Source organism: Actinoplanes octamycinicus, assembly GCF_014205225.1.
In the GTDB taxonomy this organism is placed as follows: Bacteria; Actinomycetota; Actinomycetes; order Mycobacteriales; family Micromonosporaceae; genus Actinoplanes; species Actinoplanes octamycinicus.
Map to the genome: position 1 here is coordinate 3,416,378 of NZ_JACHNB010000001.1, position 14,432 is coordinate 3,430,809.

Genomic DNA, 14,432 nt, shown 5'->3' on the forward strand with positions numbered 1-14,432 from the left:
AGTGCCTCCAGGCCGTGGCCTGGAGGCACTCGTCGTTTCCGCACCCGGACGCGGGTCGGCCGGGCCGGTGCCGGAGCGGCCCGCGCCGGGTCAGCCGGCGCGGGAGTCCGGTGGGTCGGCTCGGGGCGGATCAGCCGCGCGCGGGACTCCGGCGGGTCGGCTCGGGGCGGGTCAGGCGGCGCGGGACTCCGGTGGGCCGGCCCGGGGCGGATCAGCCGGCGCCCGGGGCCGGTGGGTCGGCCCGGGATGGGCGCCAGCGGCCGCCCGGCGGGATCTCGCCGAGGTGCTCCAGCCGGGCCCGGACACCGCCGGTGGTGCGGCCGAACTCGGTGGCCAGCTCGGCCTGGCCGGCGCCCTGCCGATAGCGGGCGCGGAGCCGCTCGTCGTCCGCCGGGGTCCAGCGGGCGCCCCGGTTGGGCGGATGGTGGCGCGGGGCCGGGACCCGGGCCGGGCCGGCGCCGGGCGGGCCGGTCATCGCGATCAGGCCGGCCAGTGTGGAGGCGAGCACCTCGGTGAGGCCGGCCAGGTCGGCCGGCGCGAGGCTGCCGCTGATCTCGCTCACCACCTGGCCGTCGGCGTCGCTGCTCACGATGCAGAGGTCGAGCCGCCGGTCCTCGGTGGGGAAGACGGTGACCTGGTAGTCCGTCTCGTCGAGCAGCAGACGGCGGTCGAGGGTGATCGGGGAGTTCCGGAGTGCTGTGTCGGTCATGGGGTGACCGTAGGGTTACCCTCTGACAGTTTTCCGGGGCGTGTCCCGCGGTGGCCGGTCAGCGAGACCGGGGTCACCGACGGCCCGCCCGGGCGGCCGCCGGAGCCGTCACCCGGGTCGCACCGACAGCGCAACCGGGGGCGTCTCAACTCACCCGGCTCGGCTCCGATCCCTACTGGTACCTGCGGGAAGCACCGCAGATGGGCGGGTCCGGCCGGTTTCCCCTCGGCGGTTCGGGCCCGCCCGGACGGCGACGGCGAGGGAGCCCCGGTGAGCACGGACCTTTACATCGGCGCCGACGACGAGAAAGTCGTGGTCTCGCCCCGCCCGGTGCGGGCCCGGACCGGCCGCGCCCGCGCCCGGCGTACCGGAACTCTGGTGCAGGCCGTGCCGCGCCCGCCTGCCGTGCGCCCCCGCGAGGTCCGGCTGGCGCGCACCGCGCGCCTGGCGCTGGGTCTGATCCTCGCCACCGCCGCGCTCTCCGCCACCGGGCTGACCTGGTGGTTGCCGGCCGCCGTGAGCGCCGCCCTGGTCGTCTGGTTCTGGCGCGGGCAGGCCCGGGCCGCGCAGCCGGCCGTGTTCGCGACGCCGCGGGACCCGGAGTCCCGGGTGCTCTGGACCGAGCCGGAGCGGCGGGCCTTCGGGCGCGCCCTGGCCGCCTCGCACCGGGTGCGCCGGACCTGGCCCGCGCTGGGCGGCATGATCGACCCGGCGCTGGCCGACCGCTCGCTGACCCGGGCCCTGGACGAGTTGGCCACCCTGCTGGCCCGGCGCCAGGAGCTGCGCCGGGTGCGGGCCGGCCTGGAGGCCACCCGGGACGCCGACATCCCGGCCGACAGCCCCGCCCGGATCGCCGCGGACCTGCAGCGGGAGCGGGCCGACGAGCTGTGGCGGGAGACCGGCGCGGCGGCCGACGCGATCCTGCGGGCGGTCGAGGCGGCGGCCCGGGCCGGCGAGAGCTTCATCCGGGAGCAGCGGGTGGCGGCCACCGCCCGGCACGCCGAGCGGGCGCTGGCCCGGGTCGGCGGCGCGCCGGCCGCGGCGAGCGGGCCGGAGCTGGCCGACCGCACCGCCGCGGTGATCGCCGCCTACCGCGATCTGGCCGCCTGATTTTCATTCATCCGCGTCAACCGTTCGGGTGACTCGCCCCACGCCAGGGTCCGGGATAGCTTGTCGGATGACATGTGTTCCCGTGCCCACGCCCGGCAACCGGTCGCCGGAGTCGACGAGGTGGCCGGGAGCGCGGACGTGTCCGGGTCAGGCGGCCCGGCGCAGCGTCGAGAGCTGACGGGGCACCAGCGGCCGGCCGGTGGCCCGGCCGGCGTTCGCGGCCAGCATCTCCTGCACCTTCTCCGCGTCCGGCAGCGTCCAGCCCACCTGGCCGGGCGGGATCGCCCAGCGCACCGGGCCCTCCACCATCCGGCTCGGTGGGGCCGGGATCCACGAGCCCTGCCCATGGCGGACCACGTCCTGGCGCAGGTCGAGTTCGGCCCGCAGCGGGCAGCCGGGCCGGACCAGGAACATCCAGCGACCGGCCGCGGTGACCGCGACCGGCCCGGCCGCGTCGCCGAGCCGGTCGGTGACCGGCCGGCCCAGCGCGGCCGGCACCTCCAGCACGTCGAAGGCGTCGCCGGTGGTGAGCAGCACGTTGTGCGGTCGGCGCCGCCACCACCCGGCCACCCGGCCGGGGTCGGTGGTGGCCGACTCGGCGAGGGAGTCGACGGCCGGATGGCACCCGGTGATCGGGCACCCGGGGCGCCCGCAGTCGAAGCGCGGTCCGGTCAGCACCGCTCCGGGTGCGACCGCCCAGCCGTGCTCGGCGAAGGCCTGTGCGGCCCGGCGCAGGCGCACCCGGTCGAGGCGGCCGAGCAGCGCCGGTGGGACGAACGGCTGACGGACGAACGGCTGACGGTTGGTCCACTGCATGGCCTGATTCCCCCAGGATCCGGTTCTGCTGCCGTCGAGTCGGGTGTCGTGGCCGTATCCCATCGAGAAGTTCGTCGTTGGGCCGATCAGATCCACCCTTTGCAACTTGCACAAAAACTACGAGCATCGGTGAGCAGGCGATCACACACGTTGTGCGATCTGTGCACACGTGAGCGGTTCAGACTGCAGGTCACCGGATGGCTCACCGGCGGACGGGCCGCCGGGTGAGTGGGGGAGGCACCGTGGACGAGCTGCCGATCGGCCGCCGCGTCGCCTACTGGCGGGGCAGGCGCAAGATGTCCCAGCAGGTCTTCGCAGACCGGCTGGGCAAGAGCAAGAGCTGGGTCGACAAGGTGGAGCGGGGGGTCCGCCGGCTCGACAAGTTCTCCGTGGTCTACGACATCGCGGACGTGCTCCAGGTCGATGTCCAGCTGCTGCTGGGCAAGGAGGTGGAGCGCAAACCGGAGACGCAGAACTGTATCGACCAGGTGGAGGTCGAGGAGATTCGAGCGGCTCTGGAGCGATATGACCAGATGAGCGCGTTCTTCCAGGCGGTGCCGCAGTCGCCACCGCTGGCGGAGATGCACAAAGCGGTCAGCCACGCCTGGCTGACCTACCAGCACGCGAAGTACGGCGTGCTGGCCCGGGCGCTGCCCAAGCTGCTCCGCGACGCGCAGGCGGCGGACAGCGCGCACGCCAACAGCGACCAGGCGCCGAAGGCCGCGCACCTGCTCGGCCAGGTCTACCAGATCGCCTCCTCGGCGCTGCGGAAAGTGGGCGAGCACGAGCTCTCCTGGCTGGCCGCGGACCGATCGATCGCGGTCTCCCAGCGGGCCGGCGACCAGTTGCTGGCCGGGCTGGCCAGCTACCGCGTGGGCAGCGCGCTGCTCGCCCTCGGCCGGGTCCGCCCGTCGCTCGAGGTCAACGTGAACATCGCGAACCGGCTGGCTCCCGGGCCGTCCCGGCCCGAGGCCGAACAGCTCTCGGTGTACGGGATGCTGCTGCTCAACGGGGCGATGTCGGCCTCCCGGATCGGCGACAGCGCGACCGTCCGGGACCTGCTCAGCGGCGCCGAGCAGGCGGCCTTGGAGCTGGGCGGCGACTACAACCACTACTGGACGTCCTTCGGCCCGACCAACGTCCAGCTGCACCGGTGCGCGACCGCGGTGGAGCTCGGCGACGGGCGGACCGCGGTGGAGACGCACGAGCGGATGGAGAAAGCCGGGTTCCACGCCCTGCTGCCGGAGCGCCGGGCGCACCACTACCTGGACATCGCTCGTGGCTACACACAGATCGGCGACGTGGAGAAAGCCGGCGAGATGCTGCTGGAGGGCGACCGGCTCGCCCCCTCGGAGATCCGCTGCCGCCCGCTCGCCCACGAAGTCCTTTCCGACGTGCTCCGGCGTACCCGGGGCACGCCGCCGGCTCCGATCGCGGAGCTGGCCGAACAGATGGGAGTCGGCGTATGAGGTGGGTCCGCGCGTGATGACGGGTAACCCCTCACCCGGTGTGCTGTACGTCCTCGTGTGCGGCTCACCGATGGCCCGGGACGTCGGGATCCTCGTCAGCCTCGCCCAGCGGGACGGCTGGGAGGTCTGCGTGATCACGACACCGGACGGCCGCAAGTTCGTCGACGTGGCGGCCCTGCAGAATCAGACCGGACATCCGGTGCGCACCTTCTACAAGAGTCCCGGTGACCCGGACGTGCTGCCGCCGGCGGACGCGATGATCGTCGCGCCGGCCACCGTCAACACGGTCAACAAGTGGGCCGCCGGGATCACCGACACGCTGGTGCTCGGCCTGCTCGTGGAGGGGTACGGCTACGGCGTCCCGACCGCCGTGGTCCCGTACACCAACAAGGTCATGGCGCTGCACCCGGCGCTGCACGAGAGCCTCGCCAAGCTCCGGGACTGGGGCGTGCACGTGCTCTACGGCGAGGACGTGTGCCGGCTGGGCGGCCCGGGGCAGACCGACCGGTTCCGCGGCCAGTTCCCGTGGCGCCGCGCGCTGCAGGCGGTCAGCAACCCGATCACCGCGGCGAGCCGAGTCGAGCCTGGGGCGGTTTCCTAGACGTATAGAGTTTGCGGTCGTGACGGGTCCTGCGGCTGTACCGACCGTTCGCCAGGTGGTGGACGCCCTGGACGGGCGTTATCCCCGGAGCTGGGCGGAGTCCTGGGACCGGGTCGGCCTGGTCCTCGGCGAGCCCGACCACGCCGTCTCCCGCATCCTCTGCGTGGTGGACTGCGTGCCGGAGACCGTCGACCAGGCGCTCGCGATCGGCGCCGACCTGATCGTCGCGCACCACCCGCTGCTGCTCAAACCGGTGTCCTCGCTCGCCCCGGACACCTTCAAGGGCCGGATCGTGCACCGGCTGATCCGCGCCGAGGTGGCGCTCTACACCGCGCACACCAACGCGGACGTGGCGAACCCCGGCGTCTCCGACGCGCTCGCCGCCCGGCTCGGCCTGACCGGGCTGCGCCCGCTGGTGCCGGCCGAGGGCGCGGCCGCCGGCGAGGGCCGCGGCGTCGGCCGGATCGGTGACCTCCCCGAGCCGCTCACCCTGGCCGCGCTGACCGCGCTGGCCGCCGACCGGCTGCCGGCCACCGCCGCCGGAGTGCGTGCCGCCGGCGACCCGGAGCGGGTGATCCGCACGGTCGCGGTCTGCGGTGGCGCCGGCGACTCGTTCCTGGCCGATGCCACCCGCGCCGGGGTGGACGCGTATCTTTGCGCGGACCTGCGGCACCATCCGGTGAGCGAGCACCTCGCGGACGACGGCCCGGCGGTGCTCGATGCCGCCCACTGGGCCACCGAGCGACCCTGGCTCGACGAGGTGGCGTCCTGGCTGCGTTCCCAGTCACCCGTCGAAGTGGTGGTGTCCGACCTGGACACGGACCCCTGGACGGTTCATGTCGCTTCTGCGTCGAAGGAGACCCACCCGTGAAGGCCGCCCCGGAAGCCCAGCGCCGCCTGCTCGACCTGCAGGCCGTCGACACCGCCCTGGCCCAGCTGGCGCACCGCCGCAAGAGCCTGCCCGAGCTCGCCGAGATCGAGGCGGTGGCCCGGGAGATCTCCGCGCTCGAGGACGAGCGGGTCCGCGCCCAGGTCGCGGTCGACGACCTGGACCGGGACATCGCCCGGTTCGAGAAGGACATCGACCAGGTGCGGCAGCGCAAGGCGAAGGACCAGAAACAGCTGGACGCGGGCGGCTCGCTGAAGCAGGTCGAGGGCCTGCAGCACGAGCTGGCCACGCTGAACCGGCGGCAGTCCGAGCTGGAGGACGCCGAGCTGGAGCTGATGGAGCAGCGCGAGGCGGCGGCCGCGGCGCTGACCGAGGTGCAGGACCGGATCACCGCGGCGGTGCGCCGGCGGGATGACGCCGAGCGGCGCCGCGACGAGACGTCCGCCGAGATCGTCAAGGAGCAGGAGTTCAAGGCGGCGTCCCGGGCCCCGCTCGCCAACGACCTGCCGGCCGACCTGGTCACCCTGTACGACAAGATCCGCACCGAGACCGGGATGGGCGCGGCGCTGGTCTACGCCGGCCGCTGCGGCGCCTGCCGGATCGAGCTGTACGGCGCCGACCTGAACCGGGTGAAGTCCGCCCCGGCCGACGAGGTGGTGCGCTGTGAGGAGTGCCGCCGGATCATGGTGCGTACCTCGGAGTCGGGCCTGTGAGTGGCGGTGACCTGCGGGTTGTCGTCGAGGCGGACGGTGGGTCGCGGGGCAACCCCGGCCCGGCCGGGTACGGCGCGGTGGTCAAGGACACGGCCGGCGAGGTGCTGCTGGAGCGGTTCGCCGCGCTGGGCACCACCACGAACAACGTCGCCGAGTACTCCGGGCTGATCGCCGGCCTGCGTGCCGCGCTCGAGCTGAACGCCACCCGGGTGGACGTCCGGATGGACTCCAAGCTGGTGATCGAGCAGATGGCCGGCCGCTGGCAGATCAAGAACGCCGGTCTGCGCCCGCTGGCCGCCGAGGCGGCCGGGCTGGTCGCCAAGTTCCGCGAGGTCACCTGGAGCTGGATCCCGCGGGAGCGGAACAAGGACGCGGACGCCCTGGCCAACCGGGCGATGGACGGCGAGACCGAGTCCGCGCGGGAGCCGCGGGAGGCGCCGGCGCCGAAGTCGTGGGCGCCGCCCGAGCTGGAGAACGCCACCCGGCTGATCCTGGTCCGGCACGGCGCGACCGCGATGACCGCGCAGGGCCGCTACTCCGGGCGCGGCGACGTGCCGCTCACCGACGAGGGTGAGGCCCAGGCGATGGCCGCGGCCGGCCGGGTGGCCGGGCTGTCCCGGGACGTCGGCGCGGTGCTGGCCTCGCCGCTGGCCCGCTGCGTGCGGACCGCCGAGCTGATCGCCGCCGAGGTGGGCGGGCTCCCGGTGACCGTGATGGACGACCTGATCGAGTGCGACTTCGGGCTCTGGGAGGGCAAGACCTTCGCCGAGGTGCAGGAGGGCTGGCCGCGGGAGATGGCCGCCTGGCTGGAGTCGACCAGCGTGGCGCCGCCGCGGGGGGAGTCGTTCCAGGCGGTGGCCAAGCGGGTGCGCGGCGCGATGGCGAAGATCGTGCAGGCGTACCCCGGACAGGTCGTCGTGGTGGTCTCGCACGTGTCGCCGATCAAGCTGATCCTCCGCGATGCCCTCGCCGCCGGCGACGCCTTCCTGCACCGGCTGTTCCTGGACGCAGCGGGCGTTTCCACCATGGACATCTGGCCGGACGGCAACATCGCGGTGCGGTCGGTGAACGAGACCGCCCATCTTCGATAGAAGGCATTGACCCTCCCGGGGCGAAACGTTTAGTTTCCTCGATCAGGAAACGTTCTTAACCGTTTCGCTCCTGGGGGGCTCATGAAGGGTTTCACCCGCAGTCTCGTCGCGGTCGCCGCGGCCGTCACCGCCGTCGTGGCGGGCGCGCCGGCACCGGCCTCTGCTTCTCATAACGACTACGTCAAAGTCGGATACTTCACCCAGTGGGGCATCTACGGCCGCGACTTCCAGCTGGCCAAGGTGCAGAAATCGGGCGCCGCCGCCCGGCTCACCCACCTCAACTACGCGTTCGGCCCGGTGACCGCGGACGGCGTCTGCGCCTCCGCCGACCCGTGGGCCGACTGGCAGACCCCGTTCTCCGACGCGAACAGTGTGGACGGTGTCGGTGACGTGGCCGGCCAGCCGATCGCCGGCAACCTCAACCAGCTCGCCGAGCTGAAGAAGAAGAACCCCAAGCTGCGCGTGCTGATCTCGCTGGGCGGCTGGAGCGGCTCGGCGTACTTCTCGGACGCGGCGCTGACCGACGCCTCCCGCAAGAAGCTGGTGTCGTCCTGTGTCGACCTCTGGATCAAGGGCAACCTGCCCGGCCTGACCGAGGGCGTGGCGGCCGGCATCTTCGACGGCGTCGACCTGGACTGGGAGTGGCCCGGCTCGGCCGGCAACGACGGCAACGTGATCCGGCCCGAGGACAAGCAGAACTTCACCCTGCTCGCCGCGGAGTTCCGGGCCCAGCTGGACCGGCTCGGCAAGACCACCCGCAAGCACTACGACCTGACCGCGTTCCTGCCGGCCGCCCCGGCCAAGATCGAAGCTGGGTTCGAGGTCGCCAAGATCTTCAAGTACCTGGACTTCGGCACCCTGCAGGGCTACGACTTCCACGGCACCTGGGAGGCGAAGACCAACCAGCAGTCGGCGCTGCGGGTGCCGGCCGGCGCGCCGGACAACCCGGACTTCTCCGGGGAGAACACGGTCAACGCGTGGCTGGCCGGCGGCGCGCCGAAGCGCAAGCTGGTGCTCGGCCTGCCCTACTACGGCCAGGGCTGGACCGGGGTGACCGGCGCCGGCAACGGGCTCTTCCAGCCGGCCACCGGCCCGGCGCCCGGCGTCTTCGCCGCCGGCACCGAGGACTACAAGACCCTCAAGAAACTGCCGGCACAGGGTTTCACCGTGCACCGGGATCTGCGGGCCGGTCACGCGTGGCTCTTCGACGGCACCACCTTCTGGACGTACGACGATCCGGCCGTGCTGCTCCAGAAGACTCTCTACATCCGCAGCCGTGGCCTCGGTGGCGCGATGATGTGGTCGCTCGACGGCGACGACGAGAACGCCACGCTCACCAAGACCGTGGCGGTCGGCCTGTTCACCGGGCGCTGAGCCCGGCCCGTTCGGGAGGAATGAGGCGGTGTGCCGTTCGGCGCACCGCCTCGCCCGTTCGGCGCACTTTGATCGCCAATGCCCCGGCTGCCTCGTTAGCGTGACGGAGACCACACGCACTGTCTCGCTGTTGAGGGAGGCGGATCATGGCGGAGCCGAAATCCCCACCACCCCGTACCGATAGCAGTCCCTGGAACTGGTTGCTGCTGGTGCCGATCGTGGTGCCGCTGCTGACCCCGTTGTACAACCACGTCGAGCCGCGGCTCGGCGGATTCCCGCTCTTCTACTGGCTGCAGCTGGCCTTCATCCTGCTCGGCGTCGGCACCACCACGCTGGTCTACCAGATGACCAGGAAGCGTCGGGGTGACCGGCCATGAGCGACCACATCACCGAGATCGTCATCTTCACGGTCCTCTTCCTGCTGGTCAGCGGGATGGGCTTCGTGGCCGCCCGGTGGCGCGCCCCGCAGGACATGGCCCACCTCGACGAGTGGGGGCTGGGCGGGCGCAGCTTCGGCGGCTGGATCACCTGGTTCCTGGTCGGCGGTGACCTCTACACGGCGTACACGTTCGTCGCCGTCCCCGCGCTGATGTTCGGCGCCGGCGCCGCCGGGTTCTTCGCGGTGCCCTACACCGTGGTGATCTACCCGCTGTTCTTCCTGGTGCTGATCCGGCTCTGGTCGGTGTCGCACCGGCACGGCTTCGTGACCCCGGCCGACTTCGTCCGCACCCGGTACGACTCGCCGACGCTGGCCCTGCTGATCGCGATCACCGGGATCGTGGCCACCATGCCGTACATCGCGCTGCAGCTGGTCGGCATCGAGGCGGTGCTCAAGACGATGGGGGTGACCGGGGACAGCCCGCTGGCCCGGCACGCGCCGATCATCATCGCGTTCGCCATCCTGGCGGCCTACACCTACCAGTCCGGGCTGCGGGCGCCGGCGCTGATCGCCTTCGTCAAGGACACCCTGATCTACATCGTGATCGCGGTGGCGGTCATCTACCTGCCGTACAAGCTGGGCGGCTGGGGCGCGATCTTCGACGCGGCGGACGCCAAGTTCACCGCGTCACCGGCGCCCGGCGACGGGATCATCCTGAACGCCAACAACCAGGTGCAGTACTTCACCCTGGCGCTCGGCTCGGCGCTCGCGCTCTTCCTCTACCCGCACAGCATCACCGGCGTGCTGGCCAGCCGGAACCGGGACGTGATCAAGCGGAACATGTCCGCGCTGCCGGCCTACAGCTTCCTGCTCGGCCTGATCGCGCTGCTCGGCTTCATGGCCATCGCGGCCGGGGTGAAGCCGCTGCCCGGCGGCAAGCCCGGGACGGTGGACAGCAACACGGTCGTGCCGCTGCTGTTCGACATGCAGTTCCCGGCCTGGTTCGCCGGCGTCGCCTTCGCCGCGATCGGGATCGGCGCCCTGGTGCCGGCCGCGATCATGTCGATCGCCGCGGCCAACCTGTTCACCCGCAACATCTACAAGGAGTACCTGAAGCGGGACGCCACCCCGGCCCAGGAGGCCGGCGTCGCCAAGATCACCTCGTTGGTGGTGAAGATCGGGGCGGTCGCCTTCATCGTCTTCCTCGACCCGCAGTTCTCCATCGACCTGCAGCTGATCGGCGGCGTGATCATCCTGCAGACCGCGCCGTCGGTGATCCTCGGCCTCTACGGCCGCTGGTTGCACCGGGGCGCGCTGATCATCGGCTGGGTGGCCGGCATGCTGCTGGCGTTCTGGATGCTCTGGCAGATCCCGAACGCGGCCACCAAGCGCGCGCACTTCGGCGGGTCGGCCTTCCCGCTCTCCGAGTTCGGCCTGGACTCCTCCAAGACCATCTACGTGGGCTTCGTGGCGGTGCTGGTGAACCTGGTGGTTGCGGTGCTGGCCACCTGGTGGCTGCGGGTGATGAAGGTGAACCCGGGAACGGACGGCACCACGCCGGACGACTACTTCGCCGACGAGGGCGACCCGCGGATCTCCAAGGAGCGGGCCGGCACCGTGGACACGGTCTCCTCCACCTGATCCCGGTCCGTTTCTGATCGGCGCGCGCCGCGTTCCCCCGGGGACGCGGCGCGCGTGCTGTGGGCGTACCCGAATCGGGTTTCTGATTTATTGCGGACCTTGCGGTCCGTTGCGAACCTTGCCCCGCTCCGTCCGACTCTCCGGTAGCGTCTGGCCTGTCATCCGAAGGTTCTTCGCGTCGAGGGGGTCGTGCGTTGCCGGCGCAGATGACGCTGACGCAGCAGTTCGCCACCGAATACGCCAAGGGCGCGGTGCCGGGCATGCTGAAAGCGATCCGGACCATCAAACGCGCCAACAACGGGATCCTGGCCGGCGCGCTCGCCGCCAGCTACCTGCATCAGGGGCACTACCTGGTGAGCCTCGGCGCCGGACTCTTCTCGTGGATCGTGCCGGCCGTTTTTGATCTGGCCATGCTGTCCATGCTGACGATCAGCCAGACCGCCGGGATGGCCCAGGACGCGCGCAAGGCCGCGCTCAAGGTGCTGGTCCTGGTGGTCAGCATCTCCGCCGCGGTCAACTTCGCGGCGCCCGGACCGCTCGGTCTGCGGGTCATCTTCGCCCTGGTCGTCGGCCTGGTCGCGGGCGTCGAATGGGTGGCCGCCAAGATCCGCCCGGACTTCGCCGCGATCGAGGCCCGCGAGGTCGAGGCGACCGCGGACGTGCGGCCCGCCCGGCGCCTCGACCCCGAGGTGGCCCGGCAGCGGGCGGCGAAGGCCGCGGTCACCCGCCGCGCGAACCAGGCGGCCAAGGCCGCCGAGGACGCCGCCCGGTCGCGGGGGGCCAAGGCCGCCGAAAGGGCTCGGGTACGCGCGGCGAAGGACGTTCTGGAACAGGCGGAACTGGAGGGCTTCTTCGCGCAGCCGGCATATCCGCAGGGGGCCTATCCGCACCCCGAGGTGACCCAGCAGGTCCGGGTCCGGCAGTGATCCCGAGCCGGTGGAGTGCCGCCGCCTCGACGTAGTACGTGACCGTGCAGCCGAAAGTCCCGTCCGGGTGCTGCACGCGCGGCGCGACGACCATCGTCTCGCCGGGGCGGAACGGATCCCAGTCGATGCCCCAGCTGCGCAGTCAAGCCTGCCAGCGGACCCGGGGATGCGGGTGTCGCCCGTCGTTGCGGTGCGAGATCACCGCGACCCATCCGATCATGGAGCGACCCTAGCGGCGCGCGGGCACCCCCAGGAACCGAATATCAGCCGACGAATGTGAGACACAGGCTTTCGGGGTACGACCAGAGGCCAGCAGCCGCGGCTCCCTCGTCGGCCGTGCTCAGCGCGGCGTCCTCTTGTCGGCGTCCTTCACACTTCGTGGTCGCCTTTCTGGACGGCCCGAGGGCGGCGGACGAGCCGGCCTGTACGCCGGATTCTGTGGCCGGGACCTTGCGGTCCGCGGTGGCGGCCATCCATCTCGGCCTGCCGTTGCCGGCAGGCTCATGCGGCCTACCCGCAGGATCAGGCGAGCAGCCCTCGAACCCTGCGCCGGCCGTGACCTCGCGGTCGCGGCCTTGCTTGGCCTTGCTCCGGGTGGGGTTTACCGAGCCGCCCCGGTCACCCGGGACGCTGGTGAGCTCTTACCTCACCGTTTCACCCTTACCGGCTCGCGCCGGCGGTCTGTTTTCTGTGGCACTTTCCCGCGGGTCGCCCCGGGTTGCCGTTAACAACCACCCTGCTCTGCGGAGTCCGGACGTTCCTCGGCGATGCCCGGAGGCACCGACGCGGCCGCCCAGCCGACTCGTCCGTCGCGCCGCAATAGTACGTCCCGGCCGGTCACCGGCCGTGCACCCGGTCCCCGTTTCGATCACCCGGGTCGGGGCGGGCGGTGATGTCGGCGGGAAGAACGGCGAGGGGCGGGGGGAGGCCGTAGATTCGCTCGCATCATGGATGTGACGCACGTGGTGTTGCTGGTGGTCGCCGGGGTGGCGGCCGGTGGGGTGAACGCGATCGCCGGGGGCGGGTCGCTGATCACGTTCCCCAGTCTGATCGCCACCGGGCTGCCGTCGGTCACGGCGAACGTGACGAACTCGGTGTCGGTGTTCCCGGGGTACGTCTCCAGCGTCGCCGGGAGCCGGGCCGACCTCGCCGGGCAGGGGCGGCGGGTGCGCGCGGTGCTGCCCGGCGCGGTGCTCGGCTCGGTGGGTGGCTGTGCGCTGCTGCTGTCGACGCCCGGGCGGGTGTTCGAGGTGATCGTGCCGTTCCTGGTGCTCGGGGCGGCGGCGACGCTGGCCTTCCAGGAGCGGCTGCGCGGGCTGGTCGGGCATCCGCGGGCGATGTCGCCGCGGCGGGCCGCGATCACCACCCAGGCCGTGGTGTTCGTCGGGGCGGTGTACGGCGGGTACTTCGGGGCGGCCCTCGGCGTGATGTACGTGGCGGCGCTCGCCCTGGTCCTGGACGAGCCCTTGAAGCGGATCAACGCGTTGAAGAACGTGCTGTCGGCGACGGTGGGACTGGTCACCGTGCTGGTCTTCGGGTTCTTCGCGGACGTGGACTGGGGCGCGGTGGCGGTGCTGGCGCCGGCCACGATCGTCGGCGGCTACGTGGGGGCGCGGCTGGCCCGGCGACTGCCGGCCCGGGTGCTCAAGTGGGTGATCGTGACGTTCGGAACGACGATCGGCCTGATCCTGCTCTACCGCGCCTTCGCCTGACTCGAGCGCAGGCCGCACGGTGGAGGGCCGGAAGCCTGACCGTCCAGGACGCGGGTCCGCCGGGGAAGCCGTGGACGGGCGGGACGGCTGGGCGGGGTGTCAGGCGACGTGGCGGCCGGTGGCCGCGGGCCAGGCAGGAGAGGGGCTCGCCTCCGCGGCGGCCGGAGGGGCACCTGACCGGCAGTTACCGGGACCGCGGCGGATGGCGGCAAGGGGCGTGCGGCCGCAGATGGAGCGGATGGCGGCAAGGGGCGCGCGGCCGCAGCTGGAGCGGATTGCGGTAAGGGGCGCGCGGCCGCAGCTGGGGCGGATGACGGCAAGGGGCGCGCGGCCGCAGCTGGGGCGGATGGCAGGAAGGGCGGACGGCCGCGAAAGGGCGGATGGCGGCAAGGCGGCCGGGAGGAGCGGGTGTCGGAAAGGCCCCGGAAGCGCTGGAATCCGACAGGGCCCGGAACACGGAAACCCCGCGCCGAGCGGACACTGGAATCGGGTCCGAAAGTGGTCGCGCCCCGGCTAGTTGATCTTGATACCCCGGTTCCGCGGAAATCAAACCCGCCCGCAATCACGGCGTACGCGAAAAGGGCTTTTGCGGGCCGCCGACAGCGACCATCAAGACCTCCAAAGCCTCCTCTTCGTCCAGCTCAAAGAGGCTTTTCCAGTTCGTGGCGCGAAGCGCCGCGGGCGGCGATCCGGAATCCAGCAGAAGCACCACGAGACCGGGCGCATGGGGCATCCCAGCCCAGTCCGATTCGGACGCCCGGTGCTCCCGGGAGACCAGAACGATCACCCGGTCCGGTCCGGATAGCGCGACCGCTATCCGATCGGCGAAGTCGACCCCGGCCGGCTGCTTTTTCACGACATGGCCCGCGGCCTGCAGGGATCGGTCGATCCACTGTGCCCACGGGGCGTCCGAGGGAGCGTAGGAGAGGAGGATGGGCACGTCCTCCAGCATGCCGGAACAGGCTCCACATTGTTCCCGGGCTTTGATGGTCATCATTTCTG

The 14,432-nt window shown here is 71.9% G+C and carries 14 protein-coding genes and 1 other RNA gene; 11 read left to right on the forward strand and 4 right to left on the reverse strand.

The window, feature by feature from the left end; all coding sequences use genetic code 11:
• Window positions 1–211 precede the first annotated feature (211 nt).
• A complete protein-coding gene (locus tag BJY16_RS15410) occupies window positions 212–709 on the reverse strand; it encodes a hypothetical protein (protein ID WP_185040116.1) in 498 nt (165 codons plus the stop codon).
• Window positions 710–979: 270 nt separating this feature from the next.
• Here BJY16_RS15410 and BJY16_RS15415 point away from each other — a divergent pair, with 270 nt between their 5' ends.
• Complete coding sequence (locus tag BJY16_RS15415; protein ID WP_185040117.1) at window positions 980–1,819, forward strand: hypothetical protein; 840 nt, start codon at window positions 980–982, stop codon at window positions 1,817–1,819.
• Between the two features lie 147 nt (window positions 1,820–1,966).
• On the opposite strand, the gene BJY16_RS15420 is transcribed toward BJY16_RS15415, so the two are convergent.
• On the reverse strand, window positions 1,967–2,635 hold the full coding sequence (locus tag BJY16_RS15420; RefSeq protein WP_185040118.1) for a bifunctional DNA primase/polymerase: 669 nt from the start codon (window positions 2,633–2,635) through the stop codon (window positions 1,967–1,969).
• A 242-nt stretch (window positions 2,636–2,877) separates the two neighbouring features.
• On the opposite strand from BJY16_RS15420, the gene BJY16_RS15425 reads away from it, so the two are divergent.
• The 9 genes from BJY16_RS15425 to BJY16_RS15465 all read left to right on the forward strand — a co-directional run bounded on the left by BJY16_RS15425 (window position 2,878) and on the right by BJY16_RS15465 (window position 11,718).
• Complete coding sequence (locus BJY16_RS15425) at window positions 2,878–4,104, forward strand: helix-turn-helix domain-containing protein (protein WP_185040119.1); 1,227 nt, start codon at window positions 2,878–2,880, stop codon at window positions 4,102–4,104.
• A 16-nt stretch (window positions 4,105–4,120) separates the two neighbouring features.
• Window positions 4,121–4,705 carry a flavoprotein gene (locus BJY16_RS15430; protein ID WP_185046467.1) on the forward strand — a complete coding sequence of 195 codons (585 nt, stop codon included), beginning with the start codon at window positions 4,121–4,123 and terminating at the stop codon, window positions 4,703–4,705.
• 19 nt (window positions 4,706–4,724) lie between these two features.
• Window positions 4,725–5,576, forward strand: coding sequence for a Nif3-like dinuclear metal center hexameric protein (locus BJY16_RS15435; RefSeq protein ID WP_185040120.1), 852 nt, complete (start codon window positions 4,725–4,727; stop codon window positions 5,574–5,576).
• Window positions 5,573–6,307 (forward strand): zinc ribbon domain-containing protein, encoded by a 735-nt coding sequence (locus tag BJY16_RS15440; RefSeq protein WP_185040121.1) that lies wholly within the window; start codon window positions 5,573–5,575, stop codon window positions 6,305–6,307. The genes BJY16_RS15435 and BJY16_RS15440 overlap by 4 nt, the downstream gene beginning before the upstream one ends.
• Window positions 6,304–7,398 (forward strand): bifunctional RNase H/acid phosphatase, encoded by a 1,095-nt coding sequence (locus tag BJY16_RS15445; protein ID WP_185040122.1) that lies wholly within the window; start codon window positions 6,304–6,306, stop codon window positions 7,396–7,398. Before BJY16_RS15440 ends, BJY16_RS15445 begins: the two co-directional genes overlap by 4 nt.
• A gap of 81 nt (window positions 7,399–7,479) precedes the next feature.
• Window positions 7,480–8,772, forward strand: a complete 1,293-nt coding sequence (locus BJY16_RS15450; protein WP_185040123.1) for a glycoside hydrolase family 18 protein — start codon at window positions 7,480–7,482, stop codon at window positions 8,770–8,772.
• A 146-nt stretch (window positions 8,773–8,918) separates the two neighbouring features.
• A complete protein-coding gene (locus BJY16_RS15455; RefSeq protein WP_185040124.1) occupies window positions 8,919–9,149 on the forward strand; it encodes a DUF3311 domain-containing protein in 231 nt (76 codons plus the stop codon).
• On the forward strand, window positions 9,146–10,792 hold the full coding sequence (gene mctP, locus BJY16_RS15460; RefSeq protein ID WP_185040125.1) for a monocarboxylate uptake permease MctP: 1,647 nt from the start codon (window positions 9,146–9,148) through the stop codon (window positions 10,790–10,792). Before BJY16_RS15455 ends, mctP begins: the two co-directional genes overlap by 4 nt.
• A gap of 206 nt (window positions 10,793–10,998) precedes the next feature.
• A complete protein-coding gene (locus BJY16_RS15465; RefSeq protein ID WP_185040126.1) occupies window positions 10,999–11,718 on the forward strand; it encodes a DUF2637 domain-containing protein in 720 nt (239 codons plus the stop codon).
• A 409-nt stretch (window positions 11,719–12,127) separates the two neighbouring features.
• Here the strand turns inward: BJY16_RS15465 and rnpB are convergent.
• Window positions 12,128–12,523, reverse strand: an RNA gene (rnpB, locus tag BJY16_RS15470) — RNase P RNA component class A.
• Between the two features lie 142 nt (window positions 12,524–12,665).
• Here rnpB and BJY16_RS15475 point away from each other — a divergent pair.
• Window positions 12,666–13,430 (forward strand): sulfite exporter TauE/SafE family protein, encoded by a 765-nt coding sequence (locus BJY16_RS15475; RefSeq protein ID WP_185040127.1) that lies wholly within the window; start codon window positions 12,666–12,668, stop codon window positions 13,428–13,430.
• A gap of 562 nt (window positions 13,431–13,992) precedes the next feature.
• Here the strand turns inward: BJY16_RS15475 and BJY16_RS15480 are convergent.
• The gene (locus BJY16_RS15480) at window positions 13,993–14,382 is read right to left on the reverse strand and encodes a toll/interleukin-1 receptor domain-containing protein (RefSeq protein ID WP_185040128.1); all 390 of its coding nucleotides are present in this window, start codon (window positions 14,380–14,382) and stop codon (window positions 13,993–13,995) included.
• Between the last annotated feature and the right edge of the window lie 50 nt (window positions 14,383–14,432).